General features: G+C 66.1%; 14 protein-coding genes. 7 read left to right on the forward strand and 7 right to left on the reverse strand.

The window, feature by feature from the left end:
• Positions 1–251 precede the first annotated feature (251 nt).
• The 3 genes from katG to mutS form a co-directional block, all read right to left on the reverse strand.
• Complete coding sequence (gene katG, locus LL972_RS19790) at positions 252–2,498, reverse strand: catalase/peroxidase HPI (RefSeq protein ID WP_228329037.1); 2,247 nt, start codon at positions 2,496–2,498, stop codon at positions 252–254.
• Between the two features lie 362 nt (positions 2,499–2,860).
• Entirely contained in the window at positions 2,861–3,472 is a 612-nt protein-coding gene (locus LL972_RS19795; protein ID WP_228329038.1) for a DUF937 domain-containing protein, read from the reverse strand.
• Between the two features lie 223 nt (positions 3,473–3,695).
• Positions 3,696–6,251 (reverse strand): DNA mismatch repair protein MutS, encoded by a 2,556-nt coding sequence (gene mutS / locus LL972_RS19800; protein ID WP_323134236.1) that lies wholly within the window; start codon positions 6,249–6,251, stop codon positions 3,696–3,698.
• Between the two features lie 601 nt (positions 6,252–6,852).
• Here mutS and LL972_RS19810 point away from each other — a divergent pair.
• Together LL972_RS19810 and LL972_RS19815 are read left to right on the forward strand one after the other, a co-directional pair.
• Entirely contained in the window at positions 6,853–8,778 is a 1,926-nt protein-coding gene (locus tag LL972_RS19810; protein ID WP_228329040.1) for an alpha-L-fucosidase, read from the forward strand.
• Between the two features lie 165 nt (positions 8,779–8,943).
• A complete protein-coding gene (locus LL972_RS19815) occupies positions 8,944–9,297 on the forward strand; it encodes a hypothetical protein (RefSeq protein ID WP_228329049.1) in 354 nt (117 codons plus the stop codon).
• A 187-nt stretch (positions 9,298–9,484) separates the two neighbouring features.
• On the opposite strand, the gene galA is transcribed toward LL972_RS19815, so the two are convergent.
• The 4 genes from galA to LL972_RS19835 all read right to left on the reverse strand — a co-directional run bounded on the left by galA (position 9,485) and on the right by LL972_RS19835 (position 17,863).
• The gene (gene galA, locus LL972_RS19820; protein WP_228329041.1) at positions 9,485–12,052 is read right to left on the reverse strand and encodes a beta-galactosidase GalA; all 2,568 of its coding nucleotides are present in this window, start codon (positions 12,050–12,052) and stop codon (positions 9,485–9,487) included.
• Positions 12,049–13,260: a glycoside hydrolase family 53 protein gene (locus LL972_RS19825; RefSeq protein WP_228329042.1), complete on the reverse strand. Its 1,212-nt coding sequence runs from the start codon at positions 13,258–13,260 to the stop codon at positions 12,049–12,051. Before LL972_RS19825 ends, galA begins: the two co-directional genes overlap by 4 nt.
• 162 nt (positions 13,261–13,422) lie before the next feature.
• Positions 13,423–16,107: a TonB-dependent receptor gene (locus LL972_RS19830; RefSeq protein ID WP_228329043.1), complete on the reverse strand. Its 2,685-nt coding sequence runs from the start codon at positions 16,105–16,107 to the stop codon at positions 13,423–13,425.
• A gap of 370 nt (positions 16,108–16,477) precedes the next feature.
• Positions 16,478–17,863 (reverse strand): helix-turn-helix domain-containing protein, encoded by a 1,386-nt coding sequence (locus LL972_RS19835; RefSeq protein ID WP_228329044.1) that lies wholly within the window; start codon positions 17,861–17,863, stop codon positions 16,478–16,480.
• 123 nt (positions 17,864–17,986) lie between these two features.
• On the opposite strand from LL972_RS19835, the gene LL972_RS19840 reads away from it, so the two are divergent.
• The 5 genes from LL972_RS19840 to mmsB all read left to right on the forward strand — a co-directional run bounded on the left by LL972_RS19840 (position 17,987) and on the right by mmsB (position 23,712).
• Positions 17,987–19,492 (forward strand): CoA-acylating methylmalonate-semialdehyde dehydrogenase, encoded by a 1,506-nt coding sequence (locus tag LL972_RS19840; protein WP_228329045.1) that lies wholly within the window; start codon positions 17,987–17,989, stop codon positions 19,490–19,492.
• 10 nt (positions 19,493–19,502) lie between these two features.
• Entirely contained in the window at positions 19,503–20,684 is a 1,182-nt protein-coding gene (locus tag LL972_RS19845; RefSeq protein ID WP_228329046.1) for an acyl-CoA dehydrogenase family protein, read from the forward strand.
• A complete protein-coding gene (locus LL972_RS19850) occupies positions 20,681–21,478 on the forward strand; it encodes an enoyl-CoA hydratase (protein ID WP_228329047.1) in 798 nt (265 codons plus the stop codon). The genes LL972_RS19845 and LL972_RS19850 overlap by 4 nt, the downstream gene beginning before the upstream one ends.
• Complete coding sequence (locus LL972_RS19855; RefSeq protein ID WP_429002205.1) at positions 21,463–22,650, forward strand: enoyl-CoA hydratase/isomerase family protein; 1,188 nt, start codon at positions 21,463–21,465, stop codon at positions 22,648–22,650. Before LL972_RS19850 ends, LL972_RS19855 begins: the two co-directional genes overlap by 16 nt.
• 159 nt (positions 22,651–22,809) lie before the next feature.
• Complete coding sequence (mmsB, locus tag LL972_RS19860) at positions 22,810–23,712, forward strand: 3-hydroxyisobutyrate dehydrogenase (RefSeq protein ID WP_228329050.1); 903 nt, start codon at positions 22,810–22,812, stop codon at positions 23,710–23,712.
• Positions 23,713–23,949 lie beyond the last annotated feature (237 nt).

Raw genomic sequence — 23,949 nt, forward strand, 5'->3', positions numbered from 1 at the left:
GCCCGGCTTCCAGAACGGTCAGAACCCCCTCCAACAACACAGTTGCTACAGGGACGTACTTGCGGCGTGTCCTGCGAGGGTGGGCGGGCAAGGGCCTTGCAGCCAAACCGCAGACCAGCCGCTCCACGGACGTCTTCAGTGTGCCAAGTCAATCTCTTGCGCATAGTTCAACTCAGTGTGCCAAGTCAATCTCTTGCGCGTAGTTCAACAGAGAGTTGAAGGCGCACGCACGAGGGCGTGCGCCCTGCCACTTACGCCAGATCGAAGCGATCCAGCTGCATCACTTTGGTCCAGGCGGCGACGAAGTCGTGCACGAACTTCTCCTGCGCATCGGCACTGGCGTAGACCTCGGCCACCGCCCGCAGGATCGAGTTGGAACCGAACACCAGATCCACGCGCGTGCCGGTCCACTTTTGTTCGCCGGTGCTGCGGTCGCGGCCTTCGTAGACCTCCTTCGATTCGGAGGTGGCTTTCCATTCGGTGCACATGTCGAGCAGGTTGGCGAAGAAGTCGTTGCTCAGCACACCGGTGCGGGTGGTGAACACGCCGTGCCTGGAGTCGCCGACATTGGCGCCGAGCACGCGCAGGCCGCCGACCAGCACGGTCAACTCGGGTGCGGTCAGCGTCAGCAGCTGTGCCTTGTCGATCAACAGCGCCTCCGCGGGCACCGCATAGCGCTGCTTGGCGTAGTTGCGGAAGCCATCGGCCACCGGTTCCAGCACCGCGAACGATTCGACATCGGTCTGCTCCTGCGAGGCATCGGTGCGGCCGGGTGCGAACGGCACGGTGACGCTGTGACCAGCGGCCTGTGCGGCATGTTCGACCGCGGCATTACCGGCCAGCACGATCAGGTCGGCCAGCGAGATCTGCTTGCCGCCCGCCTGCGCGCCGTTGAAGTCGGCCCGGATGCGCTCCAGCGTGGCCAGCACCTGTGCAAGCTGCGCGGGCTGGTTGGCCTGCCAATCCTTCTGCGGTGCCAGACGGATGCGTGCGCCGTTGGCGCCGCCACGCTTGTCCGAACCGCGGAAGGTCGATGCCGATGCCCACGCGGTGGACACCAGCTGCGCCACGCTCAGGCCGGAGTCGAGGATGGTCTGCTTGAGGGCGGCGGCGTCCTGCGCATCCACCAGCGGGTGGTCGACGGCCGGCACCGGGTCCTGCCACAGCAATTCTTCGCTCGGCACCTCGGTCCCCAGGTAGCGCGAGCGCGGGCCCATGTCGCGATGGGTGAGCTTGAACCAGGCGCGGGCGAAGGCATCGGCGAACTGGTCGGGATGCGCATGGAAGCGACGCGAGATCGCCTCATAGGCCGGGTCGAAACGCAGCGCCAGATCGGTGGTGAGCATGGTCGGGCGATGCTTCTTCGACGCATCGTGCGCATCGGGAATGATGGCGTCGGCATTCTTGGCCACCCACTGGTGCGCGCCGGCCGGGCTCTTGCTCAGCTCCCACTCGAACTTGAAAAGATGGTCGAAGAAATCGTTGCTCCACTGCGCCGGGGTGGTGGTCCAGGTGACTTCCAGGCCGCTGGTGATGGTGTCTGCGCCTTTGCCGCTGCCGTAGCGGTTGTGCCACCCCAGGCCCTGGCTCTCCAGCTCGCCGGCTTCCGGTTCGGCACCGACATTGTCGGCCGGGCCGGCACCGTGGGTCTTGCCGAAGGTGTGGCCGCCGGCGATCAGTGCCACGGTCTCTTCGTCGTTCATCGCCATGCGCGCGAAGGTGTCGCGGATGTCGCGCGCGGCGGCAACCGGGTCCGGCTTGCCGTCCGGGCCTTCCGGATTGACGTAGATCAGGCCCATCTGCACGGCGGCTAGCGGATTTTCCAGGTCGCGGGTGTGCGGCACTTCACTGTCGTCGTCCTTCACCAGCACGCCGTGCGCTTCGTCCACGCCGGGCGAACCACGCGAATAGCGCTCGTCGCCACCCAGCCACTTGGTTTCGCGGCCCCAGTACAGATCCTGATCCGGTTCCCAGGTATCTTCGCGGCCACCGGCAAAGCCGAAGGTCTTAAAGCCCATGCTTTCCAGCGCGACGTTGCCGGTGAGAATCATCAGGTCGGCCCAGGAGATCGCCTGGCCATACTTCTGCTTGATCGGCCACAGCAGCCGGCGTGCCTTGTCCAGGCTGACGTTGTCCGGCCAGCTATTGAGCGGTGCGAAGCGCTGCTGGCCGCGACCGCCGCCGCCACGCCCGTCGCCGATGCGATAGGTGCCGGCGCTATGCCAGGCCATGCGCACGAATAGCGGGCCGTAATGGCCGAAGTCGGCCGGCCACCAGTCCTGCGAGTCGGTCATCAACGCACGCAGTTCCTGCTTGAGCGCGGCCAGATCGATGCGCTTGAACGCCTCGGCATAATTGAAGGTCTGGCCCAGCGGGTTGGACTTGCTCGAATGCTGGCTGAGCAGGTCCACGCGCAACTGCTTGGGCCACCAATCGCGGTTGGTGGTTCCGGTACCGACGACGGCGTGATTGAACGGGCACTTTGCTTCGGTTGTCATGGCAATACCTGTGTGCGTGAGCACTTGGGGAGCTGTGTGCCGAAACTGCGGACACGTGCTGGTGGAATCGAAAAGGTGGGCAATGCGTCAGCGGTGGTCATCGATCGAAGGCGCAGATGCGGCCGTGGGGTTATCGAGAATGGTCGCCGGGTGTGCCGATGCTAGCGCCTGCCTGCAGGCGCCGGTATAGGTCGATATGCAGACTGTGACTGGCAGACAGACGCATCAGGCGGACTCATCGTGGTGGCGTGCGCACACGATAAGCAGCATCGATCGGTTGGGGAATTCGAATTATTCAACCATATCGATAGCGAGACGCTATGGATGGCACGCCGGTGCCGAACCGACCTGTGCCTGCGATCTCAGCGCTTGCCGAACAGGCTGCCGCCGAGCTTCATGACATCGCCCAGTCCAAGCTTTCCGTCGCCATCCTGATCCAGCACGCTGCCCAGCAAGCCGTTGACCCCGGTGCTGCTGGCGCGCTGCTGTTCCTGCGCCAGGGCCGGGCCGAGCTGGCTGCTGGAAGTGGCAGTGCCGCCAAGGAAGCGCTTGGCCAGATAGGCCATCACGATGGGTGCCAGCAACTGCAGCAGTTGATTGGCCTTGCCGGTTTCCAGCCCGGTGGCCTGGCCCAGACCAGCGGCAGCCTGCGGTGCCTTGTCGCCGAACAGATGCCCCACAATGCCGGCGCCATTGCCTTGCGCACCGCTGGCCGAGCCGCCCAGCAACGCACCGAGCAGGCTGCCGATGTCCGGGCTGCCGGCATGATCGCGCTGCAAGGCACCCAGCAGCGCATCGGTGCCGCCGGCCTGCTGGCTGTTACGGCCCAGGGCGCCCATCAACAGCGGCAGCGCAGTCTGCAACGCCGATTGCGCCTGCTCGGGCGCGATGCCGAGCCGGCTGGCGAGCTGCTGCAACTGCGGGCCTTGCAACTGCGCGGCGAGTTGATCGGTCAACGAGGCGGACGTGGTCATGGGTATCTCCGGTTGCACAAAACGTTGCCGCAGCGTGCGCCCGTCGCGCCATCAGGGCAACACGGCACGCGCCGCGATGCAGGGCGAGGGCAGCGATACCGCACAGTGGCAATCAAGCCACTTCAACCGACAACAACACGGCAAGGTTGACCAACCCCGCAAAGCGTAGAGCCAGGCAGCTACGCTCTTGCGATTCCCGATTCCCGATTCCCGATTCCCGTACTTAAAGCAACGCCTTCAACCGATACAAGGCTTCCAGTGCCTGCTTGGGCGTGAGTTCGTCCGGGTCCAGCGCCTGCAGTGCTTCCTGCGCAGCGGACGAGGGCGCGGTGAACAAACCGAACTGTTGCGGCGCATCCAGTGCGGCCGGGGCCATCTGTGCGGCATGGCTTTCGCCGCCGCGTTGCTCCAGTTCGGCCAGGCGATGACGCGCCTGGGTCACGGCGGCCTTGGGCAAGCCGGCGAGCGCGGCCACCTGCAGGCCGAAGCTGCGATTGGCCGGGCCATCCTTGACCGCATGCATGAACACCAGGCGCTCGCCGTGTTCGACCGCGTCCAGATGCACGTTGGCGATACCGCTGGTCCCGCCGGCATGCGATTCGTCGGCCAGTGCGGTGAGCTCGAAATAATGCGTGGCGAACAGCGTGTAGCAGCGATTGGTATGCGCCAGATGGCGTGCCACCGCATCGGCCAATGCCAGGCCATCGTAGGTGGAAGTGCCGCGACCGATCTCGTCCATCAGCACCAGCGATTGCGGCGTGGCGTGGTGCAGGATGTAGCTGGTCTCGGCCATTTCCACCATGAAGGTGGATTGCCCGCGCGCCAGATCGTCGCCGGCGCCGATGCGGGTGAGGATGCGGTCGATCGGCCCGATCACCGCGCGGCTGGCCGGCACATAGCTGCCGATATGCGCCAGCAACACGATCAGCGCGTTCTGGCGCATGTAGGTCGATTTACCGCCCATGTTCGGGCCGGTGATGACCAGCATGCGGCGGTCGGCATGCAGCTCCAGATCGTTGGGTTCGAACGGCTGATCGCGCACCGCTTCCACCACCGGGTGGCGACCGCGTTCAATGCGCAGGCACGGTGCGCTGTTCAGTTCCGGCCGCGACCAATCCAGTGCCTGCGCGCGTTCTGCGAAGCCGGCCAGCACGTCGAGTTCGCTCAATGCACTCGCGCAGCGCTTGAGGCCTTCCAGCTCGCTGCCGAGTGCATCGAGCAGGCCTTCGTACAACAGCTTTTCGCGCGACAACGCGCGTTCGCGCGCCGACAGTACCTTGTCCTCGAAGCTCTTGAGTTCTTCGGTGATGTAGCGCTCGGCATTGGTCAGCGTCTGCCGGCGGCTGTAGTGCAGCGGGGCTTTGTCGGCCTGGCCCTTGCTGATCTCGATGTAGTAGCCATGCACGCGGTTGTAGCCGACCTTGAGCGTGGCGATGCCGCTGCTGGCGCGTTCGCGTTGTTCCAGGTCGATCAGGAATTGATCGGCGTTGGTGGATAGGCGGCGCAACTCATCCAGATCGGCGTCGTACCCGGTGGCGATCACGCCACCGTCGCTGAGCTTGAGCGGCGGTTGTTCGGCCACTGCGCTGAGCAGCAGATGCGCGGTGGCATCGTGTTCGCCGAGTTCGGCATGCAGCGTCTGCAGGCGCGGCGAATCCAGCGGCGCGAGGATCGCGCGCACGGTTGGCAGCAGCGCCAGACCGTCGCGCAAGGTGGAAAAATCGCGCGGGCGCGCCGAGCGTAGCGCCACGCGGGTCAGGATGCGTTCCAGATCGCCAAGCGCGCGGAAGGCCTCGCGCACGTCGGCGTCGGCACCGCTGTCGATCAGCGTGCCGACCGCGTGGTGGCGCTGCACCAGCACCTCGCGCAGGCGCAGCGGACGGTGCAGCCAGCGCCGCAGCAGGCGCCCGCCCATCGGCGTGACCGTGCTGTCCAGTACCCCGAGCAAGGTGTTGCGGGTGTCGCCATCCACACGCGTGTCCAGCTCCAGATGCCGGCGCGTGGCCGCGTTCATCGAGATCGCCTCGCTGGCCACTTCCATCGCGATGGAGGTCAGATGCGGCAGGCGCTGTTTCTGGGTCTCCTCGACATAACCCAGCAGCGCGCCGGCGGCCGCGGTGGCGCAGGGCTTGTCGTCGATGCCGAAGCCGGACAGGTCGTGCAACTTGAAGAACGCCAGCAGCTGGCGCCGGCCGCTGTCGGCGTCGAACAACCACGGTGGCCGCCGCCGCACGCCGACGCGGCCGCGCAGGAATTCGGGCCAGTTGTCTTCGTCGGGCACCAACAGCTCGGCCGGTTCCAGGCGTGCGATTTCCGCTTCCAGCGCGTCCACGCTGTCCACTTCGTTGACCAGAAAACGCCCGCCGGCCAGATCGGCCCAGGCCAGGCCGTAGCCTTGCTTGCTGCGCGCGATCGCCATCAGCAAGGTGTCGCGGCGCTCGTCCAGCAGCGCCTCGTCGGTGACCGTGCCCGGGGTGACGATGCGCACCACCTTGCGCTCCACCAGCCCCTTGGCCAGCGCCGGGTCGCCGATCTGCTCGCAGATCGCCACTGACTCGCCCAACGCCACCAGCCGCGCCAGATAGCCCTCGTAGGCATGCACCGGCACGCCGGCCATCGGGATCGGCGCACCACCGGAACTGCCGCGCTGGGTCAGGGTGATGTCGAGCAGCCGCGCGGCCTTGCGCGCATCGTCGTAGAACAGCTCGTAGAAATCGCCCATGCGGAAGAACAGCAGCAGGTCGGGATAGTCCGACTTGGCGGCGAAGAATTGCTTCATGAGCGGGGTGTGCTCTGCAGCCCCGCCGGTGTTCTTGGTTTTTTCTTTTGTGTCAGTGCTTTGCAAGAAATGGTCTTCCGGGATGTGGCGGTCAATCAGGGGCGCTGGCGGCACGTAACGGTAATTTGTTGCGAGGCTGTTGCGACGCCCCTCTAACGGGATCAACCCGATGTTGCGACGAGTGGACCAGGAACTGGGATCGCACTAGATGTTGCGACGGACCCAAGAGCCATCTCAAGTCGGCGCAGACTCAAGTTTAAGCTCACCCACCGACAAATCCTTGCGCTGGCGGTCGAAAGGGTGCCGGCCATGGGTCCCGGTGGGCGATTGGCCATCCCCCGGGCGTCCTGATACCTGAGAGTGGGGCTCGGTCAGCACGGGCACTTGCTGCTACGCCACGACCTGTGGACTTCCTGCAAGTCAGTGCCAGCCAAAATGAGACGTCTACGGTCAATGTTGATGACAAAACTTGGCAGGTGTTAGCCCGCCGAAGCTGTCGTGCGGTCTTTGTTGGTTGTCGTCGGCCAGCCATTGTTCGTTCTGTTCGCGGAACTCGCTTCGCGTACGTAAGATCGAAACTTGTGCAAAGTCGGAGGCGCTAATGATCGATCGTCGTACCTTTCTTGCCACGGGTGTGGTGGCCGCCGCCAGCTTCAGTGCCTCGGCAGCTCGCATCGCGCAAACGCCACGCGCCAGCGGCCCGGCGCCGTGGGGTGCGGTGCCCAGCGCGCGACAGCTGCGCTGGCATCGGTGGGAGCAATACGCCTTCGTGCATTTTGCGATGAACACCTTCACCGACAAGGAATGGGGCTACGGCGACGAGGATCCGCGCAAATTCGATCCCAGCGATTTTTCAGCCGATCAAATCGTCGCTGCCGCGAAGGCCGGCAATCTGAAAGGGCTTATTTTCACGGCCAAGCATCATGATGGGTTTTGTCTGTGGCCGACGCGCCTGACCGAGCATTGCATCCGGAACGCGCCCTACAAGAACGGCAAGGGTGACATCGTCGGCGAAATGGCAGCGGCGTGCCGACGCGCCGGCCTGGCGTTCGGCATCTACCTGTCCCCATGGGATCGCAATCATGCCGAGTACGGGCGTCCCGGCTATCTCGACTATTTCCGCAAGCAGATCGTCGAACTCTGCACAGGCTATGGCGACCTGTTCGAGTTCTGGTTCGACGGCGCCAATGGCGGCGACGGCTACTACGGTGGAGCGCGCGAATCGCGCAAGATCGATGCGCCCGCTTACTACAATTGGCCACGGATGATCGAGCTGGTGCATCGGCACCAGCCGATGGCCTGCACCTTCGACCCGCTCGGCGCCGATATCCGCTGGGGCGGCAACGAGGACGGTATCGCCGGCGATCCGAGCTGGCCAACCATGCCCAATGCCCCGTACACCCAGGAAAACGGCAATTCCGGCGTGCGCGGCGGGGCGCTATGGTGGCCGGCCGAAACCAACACCTCAATCCGCCCGGGCTGGTTCTACCATGCCGATGAAGACGGCAAGGTGCGCAGCCCGGAGAATCTGGTGCGCTATTTCGACACCTCGGTCGCGCGCGGCACCAACATGAACCTCAATCTTCCGCCCGACCGGCGCGGCCGCATCCCCGACCACGATGTGGCGGTGCTGCAGAGTTTTGGCGACGCGATCCGCGCCAGCTTTGCCATCGATCTGGCCAAGGGTGCCAAGGCCAGTGCCAGCGCATCGCGTGGCCCCGGGTTCGAGCCGGCGCGCGTGCTCGACCGCCAGCCGGACAGCTACTGGTCCACGCCGAACGAGGTCACCACGCCGACGCTGACGCTGGAGTTGTCGGCGGTGCACAGCTTCGACCTGATCCGGCTGCGCGAATACCTGCCGCTGGGCGTGCGCGTCACCCGCTTCGCGGTCGAAGCCGAGGTTGATGGGCAATGGCAGCGGCTGGCCGAAGCGCAGTGCATCGGTGCACAGCGCATCGTGCGGCTGGATCGCCCGGTCGCCGCACGCCGGGTGCGCCTGGTCGTGCTGGAGGCGCCGGTGTGCCCGGCGATCAGCGAATTCGCGCTGTTCCGCGCCGTTGCGCCAGTGCCGGTCGCGCGGCCGACCGCGAACGCGCCAGACGTGCTGTCCACCGCCGGCTGGCGAATCGTCGAGGCCAGCGCGCCAGGGGCGGACACGTTGCTCGACGACGATGCCAGCACGATCTGGATCACGCCCGCTCCCACGCCGGGCCATCCCGTACAAGCAACCATCGACCTCGGTGCGCTGCGTCAGGTTGCCGGTTTCAGCCTCACGCCCTCGCGCACGGTGATGAACGGTGCGGCGCCGCCTAGGGGCTATCGCGCTGAAACCAGCGAAGATGGGCAGCACTGGCAGCCGGCTGGCGCCGGCGAGCTGTCCAATATCGCTTATGCGCTCTCGACCCAGCGCCTGAATTTCCCGGAGGTCCGCCAGATCCGCTACCTGCGGCTGTCGTTCGCGGAAACGGCGGTGCCCGCCGACCGGATGGCGATCGCGGGTATCGGTGCGTTCTCGCGCTTGCGATGAAGGCTTGCGCTTCCGCGCGGCCATGCGCCGCGTGGAGCGTATCGTTGCGGTGACGCAGTTTCGCGTGCACGAGATGGATCAGGCGAAGCGATGGAGAGAGAAATCACGTATTCGCATCACGTGGTGACCTGAATCTTGAACCGTGCTTGCACACCGCCGTTCCGGATGACGCGCTATGGTGCGCGGCGCATGACGCAAGCGACTTGGTTGGGTATGGAACAGAAGCAGCAAGAGTGGATGCAGGCCGTGACCGAGGCGCTCAGCGACCTGCTGGCCGCACGCGTGGCGCAGGCCACGCTGCTGGAAGCGATGATGGTCTCGCATCCGGATCCGGTGATGCTGCGCAAGGCGTGGGACGAGTTGTCGTCCCAGCGCATCGCGTATGTGGCGCAGAAAAAGGCGGTCGCCGCCGATCCGCGGCCGATGGATGCCTACACGCTCGAGCAGTTCCAGGCGTGGGAAGAAAAGCTCAGCCGCTACTTTCCGCGTGCGCCGGATGAGGGGAGCACAGATGCGTAAACCCGCCCGCCAGCGGTCCAGTCGCGCGACCTAGCGGCGATGGGCGGGTGTCGCCACTGCCTGCCGCTTGCGCACACGGGCACCTGCGACTTGGCCGGGAGCCGGTCTTGGCTCCCGGCATTGCGGCGCGCTCAGGCGGTGCTGACCTGTTTGTTGGTGATCACTGCAGCCGCTGCTACAGCCTGCGTCAGGCCACCGATGCGCGCAGCCTGGCCTTGTCGGCATCCAGGCGCAGGGTGGCAGCGGCGAGGCCGGACGCGGTGGCCTGCAGGACGATGCTGCCGGTGCTGCGCGTGCTCTGCAGCAGGGCCGCACACAGTCCATTGAAGGCCTTGCGTTGCGGCGCCTTGTCGTCCTCGTGGCTGGCAGGGTCGCCGTTGCCCACGCCGATCAACCGCGCCGGGCCGCGCAATGCGAACTGCACCAGCGTATCGGCGGTGGGAACGACGCGGCCCTGCGCGTCGACGATCTCCACCTTGACCACTGCCACGTCTTCGGCATCGGCGCGCACTGCGTTGCGGTCGCAGCTCAGGTGGATCGCTGCCGGCTTGCCGGCCGTCTCGCGGCGTTCGCTGAGCACCAATTTGCTGCCGCGATAGCCGCGTGCCTCGATCACACCCGGTGCGTAGGCCACGCGCCATTCGACATGGCCATAGGCCGGCACCTGCTGCAGGCCCTGGCTGACGCCGTTGACCAGCAGTTCCACCGCTTCGAGATTGCTGTGGCACCAGACCTGGATGCGGCCCTTGTCATCGGGCTGCAGCAGGCCGTCCCAGTTCCAGTGCGGGAACAGATGCAGCACCGGTTCGCTGGTCCATTGCGCGCGGTAGTACCAGTAGTTGTCCTTGGGGAACCCGCAGCTGTCGAGCACGCCGAACTGCGAGGCGACATTCGGCCAGCGGTTATAGGGCGTGGGTTCGCCGCGGTAGTCGAAGCCGGTCCAGATGAAGCCGCCAGCGACATACGGGCGTTGCGCGACATAGCTCCACCAGGCTTCGGCGGTGCTGGCCCACCACGGGTGGTCGGTGTCGTAGGCGCGGGTGTAGCCGCGTGCGTCGTCGCGCTGGTAGTTGCCGCGCACCGACACGGTGCTGCCGGTTTCGCTGCCGTAGATCGGAATGTGCGGATATTGCGCGTGGAAGCCGTCCATCTGGCTGGTGCGGTAGTTGAAACCGACCACATCCACGACCTGGCCGACGCCATCGCCAAAGCCCTTGTCCATGGCGAAGGTGGTGGGACGGGTGGGATCGAGCTGGCGCACGCGTTGCTGCATGCGGCTGACGATGCGCGCGCCGCGCTCGGTGACCTGCTGCGGCTCTTCGTTGCCGAGCGACCACAGGATCACGCTGGGATGATTGCGTCCGCGCCGCACCATCGTCTCCAGCTCGCCCATGGCCTCCGGGTCGGTGGACATGCGGCGGGTCTCTTCGATCACCAACATGCCGAGCCGATCGCAGAGTGCGAGCAGTTCGGGCGTGGCCGGATTGTGCGAGCTGCGGTACGCGTTGCAGCCCATCGACTTGAGCTGGCGCAGGCGCCACTCGTGCAGGCTGTCCGGGATGGCGGTGCCGACGCCGGCGTGGTCCTGGTGATTGTTGGTGCCGTGCAGCTTGAGCGGCGTACCGTTCAACAGGAAGCCGCGCTGTGCATCGAAGACGGCCGTGCGCACGCCGAACGGGGTGATCACCGCATCGACCGGGTGACCGTCGCTGTGCACGCTGGTGGTCAGGCTGTAGAGCTGCGGGGTGTCGATCGACCACAACGCGGCCTGGCCGAGCGGCAGGGTCTGTTCGACGATCTGTACCTGGCCGGGTGCAACGGTGACCGCTGTGCTGACTGCCTGTGCGACGACGCGGCCATCCGGCGCGGTCACGCGCGCCTGCACCGTGCATTGGCGCGCGGCGGTGCCATCGTTGCGTACTTCGGTGGACAGCTGCGCGGTGGCGTTGTCGTCCTGCACGATACTGCGCACGAACACGCCGTCCTGCGGCAGATGCAGCGGGTCGGTCTTGTGCAGCCATAGATGGCGATAGATGCCGGCGCCTTCGTAAAACCAGCCTTCGCCCAGCGTGGCATCCACGCGCACGGCGATCAGGTTGGGCTTGCCGTAGTCGAGCACGTCGCTGAGGTCGACTTCGAACCCGCAATAGCCGCTGGCGTTGCGCCCGACGATGTGGCCATTGCAGAACACGATGCAGTCGCGGAACACGCCATCGAACACCAGGCTGATGCGCCTGCCCAGATCGCTAGCGGGAATCTGCAGCGTGCGTCGATACCAGCCCACGCTGGTTTCCGGAAAGCTGGTGCCTAGCGGCTTGTAGCCGTGCGCGGCGGCCGGATCTTCTTCAGTGATGGTGGCGGAGATCGGGTCCTGCCGGAAGGGCAGGGTGACGGCCCAGTCGTGGGGAAGATCCAGCAGTTCCCAGCCACGGTCGTCGAAGTCGAGTTGCGCGGCGGTGGCGGTGTCCTTGCCCGCCTTGGCGAAGCTGCGCTGGAAGGTGCCGAACTCGAAGTCGCGCGACGGGTCGCTGGCATGGCCGAGATGGAAGCGCCAGCCGAAGTCGAACAGCAGCCGTTCGCGCGGTGCCAGGGCTGCATCGCCGAGTGCCGCAAGCGGCGTGGCGTTGTCGGCTACAGCTGGCGCTGCAGCGGCGATGGCGGGCAGCAACGCACTGGCCGTACCGACCGGAAGTGCGGCGCTCACGCCACTGGCGAGCATGCCGCGCAGCAGCTCGCGGCGATTGATGCCGGTCATGGCTGGGGCCTCCTGCGGGCGTCGGTGGGCTTGTCTTGCGGAATCGACGCACGCTTGGCTGCTGCGGGCTGACTGGATGCAGGCACGCCGGTATACGGGTGGCGCATGAAGTCGATCGCCGGCAGCACTTCGTTGGCGTGCTTGAAGTCGAAGAAGCTGGCGTTTTCCCACGACGAGCCGGTGCCCCAGCGCGTCTTGCAGCTGCTGCTGGTCCATGCCGGCTCCCAGTACACGACGCCGGCGCCGCCGGTGTCGATCACCAGTTGGGTGAGGTCGACCATGTAGCGGAACTGGCCCTGCGGTGTGGCCGGGTAGCCGGCAATCAGTGAATCTTCGCCGAGCAGGTTGTGCGAGGTGTCGCCGGAGTCCAGCGTCCACGGATAGGCGGTTTCCACCACCACCACGTCGGCATCAAAGCGGCCGCGCAAGCGCTTGATGGTCTTGCCCAGCTCGGCCATCGATTGGGTCGACCACTTGCGGTAGTAGCTGATGCCGATCAGGTCGTAGTCGGTGACGCCGGCCTTGGTGGCGGCGGCAAACCACGGCTCCACATTTTCCGGCTGGGCGATATGCAGCATCACCCGCGGCTTGATGGCCGAGCGTGCGCTGATGTCGCGCACCGCCTTGATGCCGGCGTTGAACAGCTTGGCGTTGCGCTGCCAGTCGATGGGGCGCTTCTTGTCCCACGGCTTGCTGTCCATTAGGTCGGAATTGCTTTCGTTGCCGACCTGTACCAGCTCCGGCATCAGGCCGGCACGGTCGAGCGCGCTGAGGGTGTCATAGGTGAAGCCATACAGCGTGCGCGCCAGTTCATCGGTATCGGTGATGCTGGCCCAGGCCTTGGGAATCAGCTGTTTTTCGCCATCGGCCCAGTCGTCGGAATAGTGCAGGTCCAGCAGCACCTGCATGCCCTGCGCACGTGCACGTGCAATGGTTTTCTTGACATCGGACAGGTCGCTGTAGCGGGTCCAGCGCGCATCGTTCCACAACCGCACGCGCACCAGGTTGGCGCCGTGCGCATGGAACAGTTCGAACGGGTCCTTGACCACGCCGTTCTCGCGGTACTGCACACCGCATTCCTCCATCTCGTTGACGTAGGACAGGTCCGCGCCCAGATACAGCGCGGCGGGGGCCGGGGCGGCGTGTGCGAAGGTGGAGATGGCCAGCGCGAGCAGCGCGGGCGTCCAGAGGCGGCGTGTGGAGCGCATGCAATTCCTCGACAGATGAAACGCGGAGCGGGTGACAGCCTGCCGCATGCGGCGGTGCCGTCGCGCAGGCGGTGCGCGCAATCACAACGTCAGTGACGTAGGCGATTGCGCACACCGCGCGCAGTGGTGGAGCAGGCGTGCAACAGCGGTGCCAGCGGTGCTTCAGAACTTGTAGGTCGCTTCCAGCGAGTAGCGACGGCCAAACACCTGGTAGCCGCCGTCGTCCTGGTTGGCCAGGCGGTTGGGCTTGTTGTCGGTATAGGCGCGCAGTGGTTCGTTGGTGAGGTTGCCGGCCTGGAAGCGGAAGCCGAGCTGCTTGCTGTACTGCCAGTTCAAGCTCAGATCCACCGTGCCTTCGCTCTGCAAACGCGCAAGCCGCGCTGCATTCCAGCCATACACCACGGTGTAGGGGCTGTGGTACTTGTAACCCACGCGTGCTTCGAAGCTGCCGTTGCTGTACCACAGGTCGAAGGTGCCGGTCTTGCGTGCCAGCCCGCTCAACGGCAGCGGGTTATTCTCCGGCGAGAACTCCTTGAGGTTGGAATCGACCAGCGAGAAGTTGGAATAGACGCCGAAGTTTTCCATGTGCGGGATGAAATAGAACGGCGTCTGGAAGGTGAGTTCCACGCCGTTGATATGCCCGCCACCGCCATTGAACGGCGCGCTGACCAGGTAATCCAGGCCGTTGATCACTTCACGGTCGGTGCGATAGCCGATGCTGGAATCCACTTCCTTGCGATACACGGCCAGTGCGGCGAGCGCTTCCTTGTGGAAGTACCACTCGTAGGACAGATCGACCTGGGTGGCCTTGAATGGATCCAGCTGCGGGTTGCCGCCGCTGCCGGTGAGTTGGCCGATGGTGACGTTGGGATCGTCCAGGCGCCGGCCGGTGCGCAACTCGTCCAGCGGCGGACGCGCGATGACCTTGGCCACCGCAAAGCGCAGGATGCGTTGATCGTCGATCAGGAAGTTGACGGTGGCACTGGGCAATACGTCGGTGTATTCCTTGCTGTCGCTGCTGGCCTGCACGGTGGTGCCGACCGAATCGAAGCCGTCGCTGGTGGTCTTGGTGTTGACCAGGCGCACGCCGATATTGCCGGTGACATCGGTGCCGAACAGCTGCGAGCTGAATACCGCCTTGGCGAAGGCTTCGCGCACGTCTTCCTTGACGTTCCAGTGGTCCAGCAACTGCTCGTTGAGCGTGGCCGGGTCGAAACCACCGAAGCCGATTTCGGCGATGGCATACATATTGCCGCCGGTCAGCGTGGGCACGTTCAAGTCCGGCATGGTGACCGGATAGATCAGGCCCTGATAGGCCGAAATCGGTTGGTCGTAGCCGGATTGATTGCTGATGAAGCGGCGGTTCTGCTTCTCGCGGCGCGCGGCGCGTGCGCCGAATTCCAGCGAGGTGAACGCAGCGGCATCGACCGAGCGGCTGGCGTTGAGCGCCAGCGCGGCGATCTTGTCGCGCAGCCCCTGCGGCTCGGTCTGGCCGGCGATGCCGTATTCGGGCGTGTCCGAGCTGGTGCTGATGGTGGGGGTGACGCTGCGGCGGAAATCGAACGAGACGGTGTCCGGGTTGCTGCCGAAGCGCACCGCCTGCCAGGTGTTGTCGCGCTTGGCCTGCGAGAACGACAGGTCGCTGCCCAGCGTCCACACGTCGCCGCTCCACTTGGCGTTCAGGCCGCCGGCGGTGAGCGTCTTGACCTCGTTGTAGTGGCTGACCACATGGTCGACCTGCAGGTTCGAGTTGGCCAGCGTGCCGGCCACCACGTCGCCATCGACGATGGTGTAGGACGAGCCCGGCGTGGTGTACGGATTGGCGCCGGTCGAGAAGGTGCTGTAGGCCAGGCCGTTGAACCAGTTCTGCAACTGGTCCTCGTCGATCTCGATACGCGAATACAGGCCGTCGAACTTCAACTCGAAGTTGCCCGAGCGCCATTGCACGGTGCCCATCGCACCGGTGCGGGTCTGGTCGGTCAGCTTGAGCTGGTCGGCCGCGCCGAACGGAGTCGGGTCCACGGTCCCGTCGCCATCCACATCGCGCGAGGTGGTGGCATCGGTATAGCCCCAGCTGCCGATCGAGGAGTTGGAGTTCTTCTGCTTCTGGTAGGTGGCGCCGAGTGCAACCGCCAGGTTGTCGTTGATCTGGTGCACCCAGCTGGCACCGAAGCGGCTGCCCCACGGGGTGTAGCCGTCCACGTCCTTGGCGTGGTCGTAGAACACCGGGCCGGCGGTGCCCACAAAGCCCGGGCCGGTGTAATCCAGCGGGCTGATGGTGGAGATGTCCACCGTCGCGGCAAGGCCGCCGGCGACCAGGTCCGCCGACTGGGTCTTGTAGACCTTAACGGTGGAGACGATCTCGGTGGGAAACACTTCCCAACGCACTGCGCGATTGGGCTCGGAGGAGGCGATCTCGCGCCCGTTGACGGTGCCCATGGTCATGCGCGGGCCAAGGCCGCGCACGGTGGCCAGGCTCTCGTTGCCGCGGTCGCGGGTGCCGTTGACGCCGGGCAGGCGCACCAGCGCTTCGGCCACGGTGACGTTGGGCATCTGCCCCATGTTGTCCGCGGAGATCACTTCCATGACGTGATCGGACATCTGCTTGGCCTGCACCGCTTGGTTCAGGCTGGCGCGCTGGCCGATCACGGTGACGTTGTCCAGCGTGACCGGCGGCGCAGCCGTGGTGGTGGAATCAGTGGCCGGCGGCGCGGCAGGCGCGCTGTCCTGCGCGTGCGCACTGAAGGCGGTGGCCAGCACGCAGGCGATGGTGGTGCAGAGGACGTCGCGCACGGGCGTGCGGCGCAGGCGCCGGCTGGCCGGGTGGCCGGTGTGGTGAACGGGCATCGTTTGATCCCTCCCAGGACAAAGTTACCGAATGGACTAGTGGCCGCTGGTGCGGCGCTCTGGCGCGGCTGCGCGCTGGCGCGTCCGGCGCGGGCATGGCGGTTGCTGCGGTACTGCGGTGTGGAGCCGATTGGTCGTTTGCGTGACGCCGCCACGATCGTCGATCGCCTTGGCATCCCCCTGTCCTGCATGTGTCCGCTTCAGGGTAGAAGCGCAAGCCATTCCATTCCAATGAAGCATTTTGCGTGAGCTATCTCGCGTTGGAATGCTGCAGTGCAACGATAGCGTTTGCCTCGTCACACTTGCCGCGTGAGTTGCATGCCTCTGGGAACAAGGTTGCCTAGTCGACACTGCAGACCCGGGTCTCGGCCTAGCGCGCGCTGGCAGACAAGCGGGGCAATGCCGGAAATGCGCGCTGCACGCAGTCGTTGCGTTCGCAGGTCAGGCAGCCGGGGCCGATCGGCACCGCATCGTCCACCGCGTCCAGGTCCCAGCCGCGCGCATACACCAGTTGATCGGCATGGCGTAGGTCGCAGCCCATCGCCAACGCAAAGGTCTTGCGCGGGCGGCCGTAGCCCGGCGCGCCGCTGCTGACCTGGCGGGCGAGCCAGAAGTAGCGCCGGCCATCGGGCATGCGTGCGATCTGGGTCAGGATGCGGTCGGGCTGGTTGAAGGCCTCGTAGACAATCCACAGCGGGCAGGCGCCGCCGACATGCGAGAAGTGGAAGTCGGTGGCCGAATGCCGCTTTGACACATTGCCGGCACGATCGACCCGCATGAAGAAGATCGGCAGCCCGGCCGCGCCGCGCCGCTGCAAGGTGCTGAGCCGGTGGCAGACTGCCTCGAAGCCCACCCCGAAGCGATCGGCCAGCCATTCGATGTCGTAGCGCGAGTGCTGGGCGCTGCGCAGAAATTCGCCATACGGCATCACCAGGGCACCGGCGAAATAGTTCGACAAACCAATGCGCGAGAGTGCAATGCGCTCGGCATCCTCGAAGCCGGCATCGGCGATGCGTGCGTCCAGCAGCGGTGCGCATTCCAGCAAGGCCAATTGCGCGGCCATCTGGAAGGCCTGCTGGCCGGGGCGCAGATGCGCCGGCAGCCACAGCACGCGCGCCTGGGTATCCACGCTGCGCTTGTCGCTGTGCAGATCGGGCGCGTCCTGCACCAGCAGGCCGTGGCGGTCGGCCAGGCGTTGGCGCAGCCGCAGCGGCAGGTTGTCCGAGGTCAGGCCGAGTTCGGCATATAGCGCCTCGGCGCGCTCATCCAGTTCCGGCAGATAGTTGTGCGCGCGATTGAAGTAGTCGCGCACCTGCTCGCCCGGCGACAGCGAGGGCAGCGCGGCGTGGTCGGCGCCGATCTGTATTTCCAGCGCGGCGGTGCGCTCGAGCAGGTGCTGGTGGGCGCGGTGCAGGTCCAGCAGGGCCTGGGCCACCTGCGGCAGATTGCCGGTGAGCACACGCAGCTCGGCGGCAGACAGGCTGTGCCCCAGGCTGCGCAGCGATTCGTCCAGCGGCTCGACCAGCGCGGCCGGGTCGTCCAGGTCGAGCAGGCCGTCCAGATCGCCCAGGGTGGCCTTGAGCCGTTGCTGGATCGCCAGAGTCAAGGGGCGCTGGTTGCGCTCGATCTGGTTGAGGTAGCTCGGCGACAGGCCGAGCCGGCGCGCCAGCTCGGCCTGGGTCAGGCCGTGGCGCTGGCGCAGCCGTTGCAGGCGCAGGCCGAGCTGGTGACGGAGCGGGAGGGGTGACTGAGGCATTCGCAAGATTCGCAAAAAAGTCGCGGCAGCTTAGCGCGATTAAGCAGTCTTAGGCTGGGAAAGCCAGGTCGTGGTGCGAACAATGCGAAGCATCCGTACCGACCTTCTGCGAGCGAACCTGCAATGCCTGATTCCGTCCCGCGCGTTTCCCTGTTGATCGACGGCCAGTTCGTCACCTCCGCCAGCACCCAGTGGCAGGAGGTGGTCAACCCGGCCGATCAATCCGTGCTGGCGCAGGTGCCGTTTGCCACCACCGGCGAAGTGGACGCGGCGGTGGCGGCGGCCAGCCAGGCGTTCGTGAGCTGGCGCAAGACCCCGATCGGCACGCGCGCGCGCATCTTCCTGAAGTACCAGCAGCTGATCCGCGAGCACCTGCCCGAACTGGCCGCGCTGCTCAGCGCCGAACAGGGCAAGACCCTGGCCGATGCCGAAGGCGATGTGTTCCGTGGGCTGGAGGTGGTCGAACACGCCGCGGCGATCGGCAACCTGCAGCTGGGCGAGCTGGCCAACAACGTCGCCAACGGCGTGGACACCTATAGCCTGCTGCAGCCGCTGGGCGTGTGCGCGGGCATCACTCCGTTCAACTTCCCGGCGATGATTCCGTTGTGGATGTTTCCGATGGCCATCGCCACCGGCAACACCTTCGTGCTCAAGCCATCCGAGCAGGACCCGATGGTGACGATGCGGCTGGTGGAATTGGCGCTGGAGGCGGGCATTCCCAAGGGCGTGCTCAATGTCGTGCATGGCGGCGAAGACGTGGTCAACGCGTTGTGCGACCACCCGGATATCAAGGCGCTGTCGTTTGTCGGGTCGACCAGGGTCGGCACGCACGTCTATCGGCGCGCCTCGCTGGCAGGCAAGCGCGTGCAATGCATGATGGGCGCGAAAAATCATGCCGTGGTGCTGCCGGACGCCAATCAGGAACAGACGCTCAACGCGATGGTCGGCGCGGCCTTCGGTGCGGCCGGCCAGCGCTGCATGGCGGCCTCCACGCTGGTGCTGGTAGGCGAGGCGCGGCAGTGGATTCCGGCGCTGGTGGCAAAGGCCAGGGGCCTGACGCTGGGCGCGGGCAATGCGCCGGGCACCGAGGTCGGGCCGCTGATCTCCTGCGCGGCGCGCGCGCGCGTGGAAGGCCTGATCGCGTCCGGCGTGGAGCAGGGCGCCACACTGGAACTGGATGGGCGCGCGCCCAGTGTGCCGGGCTTCGAGCAGGGCAACTTCGTCGGCCCGACGATCTTCTCCGGCGTGAGGCCGGGCATGCGCATCTACGACGAGGAAATCTTCGGACCGGTGCTGGTGATCCTGGAGGCGGCCACGCTGGACGAGGCCATCGCCCTGGTCAATGCCAACCCCAATGGCAATGGCACCGCCTTGTTCACCCAGTCCGGTGCAGCGGCGCGGCGTTTTCAGGAAGACATCGACGTGGGCCAGGTCGGCATCAACGTGCCGATCCCGGTGCCGGTGCCGCTGTTCTCGTTCACCGGATCGCGGGCCTCCAAGCTCGGCGACCTGGGCCCGTACGGCAAGCAGGTGGTGATGTTCTACACCCAGACCAAGACCGTCACCGCGCGCTGGTTCGACGACGAGACGCTGGGCCACGGCGTCAACACCACCATCTCTCTCAAGTGACCCGATCGCCATGAATGCAGCCATCCAGCTACACGCCAATACGGCCGATTTGAATGACGAGCAGGAAGCGTTCCGCGCTGCCGCGCGCGACTTCGCCGACAAGGAACTCGCACCGCACGCCGCGCGCTGGGATGCGGAAAGCCACTTCCCGCGCGAGGCCATCGCCAAGGGGGCGGAGCTGGGGTTTTGCGGGCTGTATACCGATGAAGGCGTGGGCGGCCTGGGCATGCGACGTCTCGATGCCGCAGTGGTGTTCGAAGAACTGGCCACGGTCGATCCCTCCACCTCGGCGTTCATCAGCATCCACAACATGGCCACCTGGTTAATCGCCAGTTACGGCAGCGACGCGGTGCGCGCGCAGTGGGGCGAGGCGATGACCAGCGGCGTCAAGCTGGGTTCGTACTGCCTCACCGAGCCGGGTGCCGGCTCGGACGCGGCCTCGCTCAAGACGCGTGCGCAGCGCGACGGCGACAGCTACGTGCTCAACGGCAGCAAGGCCTTCATCTCCGGCGCGGGCGCCACCGATGTGCTGGTGGTGATGGCCCGCACCGGCGACGACGGCGCCCGCGGCATCAGCGCCTTCGTGGTGCCTGCCGATGCACCCGGCATCAGCTACGGCCGCAAGGAAGAGAAGATGGGCTGGAACAGCCAGCCCACGCGCGCGGTGAGCTTCGAGAACGTGCGCATCCCGGCCGGCAATCTGCTCGGCAAGGAAGGCGAGGGTTTCAAGATGGCGATGAAGGCGCTGGACGGTGGCCGCATCAATATCGCCGCCTGTTCGTTGGGCGCGGCGCAAGGCGCGCTGGATGCCGCGCGTCGCTACATGGGCGAGCGCCGTCAGTTCGGCAAGAAGCTGGCCGATTTCCAGGCCCTGCAGTTCAAGCTGGCCGACATGGCCACACAGTTGGTTGCCGCCCGGCAGATGGTGCACACCGCTGCGCGCAAGCTCGATGCCGGCAGCCACGATGCCACGGTGTGGTGCGCGATGGCCAAGCGCTTCGCCACCGATGCCGGTTTTGCGATCTGCGACGACGCCTTGCAGATCCACGGCGGCTACGGCTATATCCGTGAATACCCGATCGAGCGCCTGCTGCGCGACAGCCGCGTGCACCGCATCCTGGAAGGCACCAACGAGGTGATGCGCATGATCATTGCGCGCCACCTGCTCAACGGCGAGGAGGAACTGCGATGAGCGATTGGGAAACACGCGCGCATACCGGCTTGCAGGTCGAACGCGATGGCCATGTCGCCATCGTCACCTTGTGCAATCCGCCGGCTAACACCTGGACCGTGCACAGCCTTGCAGCCTTGCGCGATCTGGTGCACGCGCTGGATGCGGACCGCAGCATCTACGCGCTGGTGATCACCGGCGACGGCGAGAAGTTCTTCAGTGCCGGCGCCGATCTCAAGCAGTTTGCCGATGGCGACAAGGCTGCTGCACGGGAGGCCGCGCGGCGCTTCGGCGAAGCCTTCGAGGCCTTGAGCGCATTTCGCGGCGTGTCGATCGCGGCCATCAACGGCTATGCGATGGGCGGTGGCCTGGAGTGCGCACTGGCCTGCGACCTGCGCATTGCCGAGCAACACGCGCAACTGGCATTGCCGGAAGCCAGCGTCGGGTTGCTGCCGTGCGCCGGCGGTACCCAGAACCTGCCGCGCCTGGTCGGCGAGGGTTGGGCCAAGCGCATGATCCTGCTCGGCGAACGTCTGGATGCTGCCACTGCACAGCGGATCGGCCTGGTGGAAGAGGTGGTCGGCACCGGCGAGTCACGTGTGCATGCCATCGCCTGGGCACAGCGCGCCGGCAAGCAGAGTCCGGCCAGTGTCGCAGCGTGCAAGCGCCTGGTGCAGTCCACCCGCCAAGGCACCCATGCCGCCGCGCTGGTGGCAGAGCGCGAGGCCTTCGTCGACCTGTTCGAGCAGCCCGACCAGGCCGAAGGAGTGGCAGCCTTTCTGGAGAAGCGTGCGCCGCAGTGGAGCAATGGCTGATGCTGGATGTGCGCCCAACCGAAGAAGCCCCGGTGCTGTTCGAACAACGCGATTGCGTGGACGGGCATCGCATCGGCATCGCCACCTTGAATTCGCCCAGGACGCTCAACGGCTTGTCGTTGCAGATGACGCGCTTGCTGGATACACAGCTACGCGCCTGGGCCGACGATGCGCAAATCGCCTGCGTGGTGTTGCGTGGCGCAGGCGAGAAAGCGTTCTGCGCGGGTGGCGATTTGCATGGTCTGTACCAGAGCATGCGCGCGCATCGCGAGGCGGTGCCGGATGCGCAGCAGCGGCGCGCGCAGCCGCAAGCCAATGCGCACGCCGCTGCGTTCTTCGAAGAGGAGTATCGGCTCGACCATCGCATCCACACCTATCCCAAGCCGCTGCTGTGCTGGGGCCACGGCATCGTGATGGGCGGTGGCATCGGCTTGATGTCCGGCGCCAGCCATCGCGTGGTCACCGAGCGCTCGCGGCTGGCGATGCCGGAGATCAGTGTCGGCCTGTTTCCCGATGTCGGCGGCAGCTGGCTGCTGCGCCGGGTGCCGCACGCTGCCGGGTTGTTTCTGGCACTGACCGGTGCGCCGCTGGATGCCAGCGATGCCATCTATGCCGGGCTTGCGGATGTCCGCCTGGAGCATGCGCAGTACGCGCCAGTGCTGGAAGCCTTGAGCGCGCATGCATGGACAGGCGATGCAGATGAGAATCGCGCCCAGCTGGGCACATTCCTGCACGGGATTGCGCAACCGCTGGAGCCGGGCCCATTGCAGGTGCACGCGGCCTTGATCGCGCAATTGGTGGCAGGCCGGACGCTGCAGGAGGTGGTCGCTGCAATCCTGGCACTGCAAAGCGAGGACGCCTGGCTGCAGGCCGCGCGCGCAACGCTGGCAGCCGGTGCCCCCGGCTCGGCGCGACTGGCCTGGGAGCTGCACCATCATCCGGAAACCAGCACGTTGGCGGACACTTTTCGCACCGAATACGTGGTGGCGCTGCATGCTGCCGCCCACGGCGATTTTGCCGAAGGCATTCGCGCGCTGTTGATCGACAAGGACCGCACGCCACAGTGGCAGCCTGCCGCGCTGGAACAGGCCGATGCGCAATGGGCGGCTGCATTCCTGCAATCGCCCTGGCCACCTGCTCGGCATCCGCTTGCCGATCTTGGTGCAGGTTGAGTCGCTGACACGCCGCTGCGAACGGTCTTTGGCGGATGCGGACAATGAGCCGCATCCGCACTGCAGGACCGAGGGATGCCATTGCGCCCGTTTGCCGCACTGCGCTGCGGCCGGGCACACCATTCAACGGCCGCGCCAGTCGGTGATGGCCGCCCAACCCTGGAAAACCACACCATGAGCAAGATCGCTTTTATCGGCCTGGGCAATATGGGCGGGCCGATGGCCGCCAACCTGAGCAAGGCCGGTCACCAGCTGCGGGTGTTCGATCTGGTGCCGGCCGCGCTGGACGCGGCAGTCGCCGCCGGCGCGCATGCCGCCAGCTCCGCGCACGACACCCTGGCCGACGCCGAGATCGTGATCTCGATGCTGCCGGCCAGCCGCCATGTCGAAGCGCTGTACCTGGGCGAGGCCGGGATTTTGGCGCAGATTCCCGCCGCTGCCCTGGTGATCGACTGCAGCACCATCGCACCGGCCAGCGCACGCAAGCTCGCCGCCGAGGCGCAGGCGCGTGGCCTGGCGATGCTGGATGCGCCGGTGTCCGGCGGCACCGCTGGCGCGGCGGCCGGCAGCCTGACCTTTATCGTCGGCGGTGCCGCCGAGGTATTGGAGCGTGCGCGGCCGGTGTTGCAGGCGATGGGCAAGAACATCTTCCACGTCGGCGACAACGGCGCCGGCCAGGTCGCCAAACTGTGCAACAACATGGCACTGGGCGTGATCATGGCCGCCACCGGCGAGGCGCTGGCGCTCGGCGTTGCGCAGGGGCTGGACCCGGCGGTGCTGTCGCAGATGATGGCGGTCAGCACCGGGCGCAGCTGGGCCACCGAAGTCTGCAATCCGTGGCCGGGCGTGCTGCCCAACGCGCCGGCATCGCGCGGTTACAGCGGTGGATTCGGCAACGATCTGATGCTCAAGGACCTGGGGCTGGTCGCCGAATCCGCAGTGCAGGCGGGCGTGTCGATTCCACTCGGCGAGCTGGCGCGCAATCTGTATGCGATGAACCGCCAGGCCGGCAACGGCGCGCTGGATTTTTCCAGCGTGATTAAGCTGGTGGCCAAGGTTTGAGAGCGGCTAACAAAGCGTCTACGCTGGTGCGGTGTCCTTGCCGGTTGCGGGACCGTGTGGCGGCATGGATGCCGCCACCGAGCCCCAGGGATGGGTTTACGGCGTGTCCCGCGAGCGGTGAGGGCACCGCGCCCTCGACGCTGTCAGTTTGCTGCAGGGTCCTTGCCCGCCCACCATCGCGGGACACGCCGCAAGTACGTCCCTGTAGGCTCCGGCGCGGCATCCATGCCGCTCAGG

The sequence above is a fragment of the Xanthomonas campestris pv. asclepiadis genome, assembly GCF_020784175.1.
In the GTDB taxonomy this organism is placed as follows: Bacteria; Pseudomonadota; Gammaproteobacteria; order Xanthomonadales; family Xanthomonadaceae; genus Xanthomonas; species Xanthomonas campestris_D.

Coding starts and splice junctions, on each gene's coding strand:
- katG (WP_228329037.1), bottom strand. CDS start 2,498: ATGACAACCGAAGCAAAGTGCCCGTTCAATCACGCCGTCGTCGGTACC.
- LL972_RS19795 (WP_228329038.1), bottom strand. CDS start 3,472: ATGACCACGTCCGCCTCGTTGACCGATCAACTCGCCGCGCAGTTGCAA.
- mutS (WP_323134236.1), bottom strand. CDS start 6,251: ATGAAGCAATTCTTCGCCGCCAAGTCGGACTATCCCGACCTGCTGCTG.
- LL972_RS19810 (WP_228329040.1), top strand. CDS start 6,853: ATGATCGATCGTCGTACCTTTCTTGCCACGGGTGTGGTGGCCGCCGCC.
- LL972_RS19815 (WP_228329049.1), top strand. CDS start 8,944: ATGACGCGCTATGGTGCGCGGCGCATGACGCAAGCGACTTGGTTGGGT.
- galA (WP_228329041.1), bottom strand. CDS start 12,052: ATGACCGGCATCAATCGCCGCGAGCTGCTGCGCGGCATGCTCGCCAGT.
- LL972_RS19825 (WP_228329042.1), bottom strand. CDS start 13,260: ATGCGCTCCACACGCCGCCTCTGGACGCCCGCGCTGCTCGCGCTGGCC.
- LL972_RS19830 (WP_228329043.1), bottom strand. CDS start 16,107: ATGCCCGTTCACCACACCGGCCACCCGGCCAGCCGGCGCCTGCGCCGC.
- LL972_RS19835 (WP_228329044.1), bottom strand. CDS start 17,863: ATGCCTCAGTCACCCCTCCCGCTCCGTCACCAGCTCGGCCTGCGCCTG.
- LL972_RS19840 (WP_228329045.1), top strand. CDS start 17,987: ATGCCTGATTCCGTCCCGCGCGTTTCCCTGTTGATCGACGGCCAGTTC.
- LL972_RS19845 (WP_228329046.1), top strand. CDS start 19,503: ATGAATGCAGCCATCCAGCTACACGCCAATACGGCCGATTTGAATGAC.
- LL972_RS19850 (WP_228329047.1), top strand. CDS start 20,681: ATGAGCGATTGGGAAACACGCGCGCATACCGGCTTGCAGGTCGAACGC.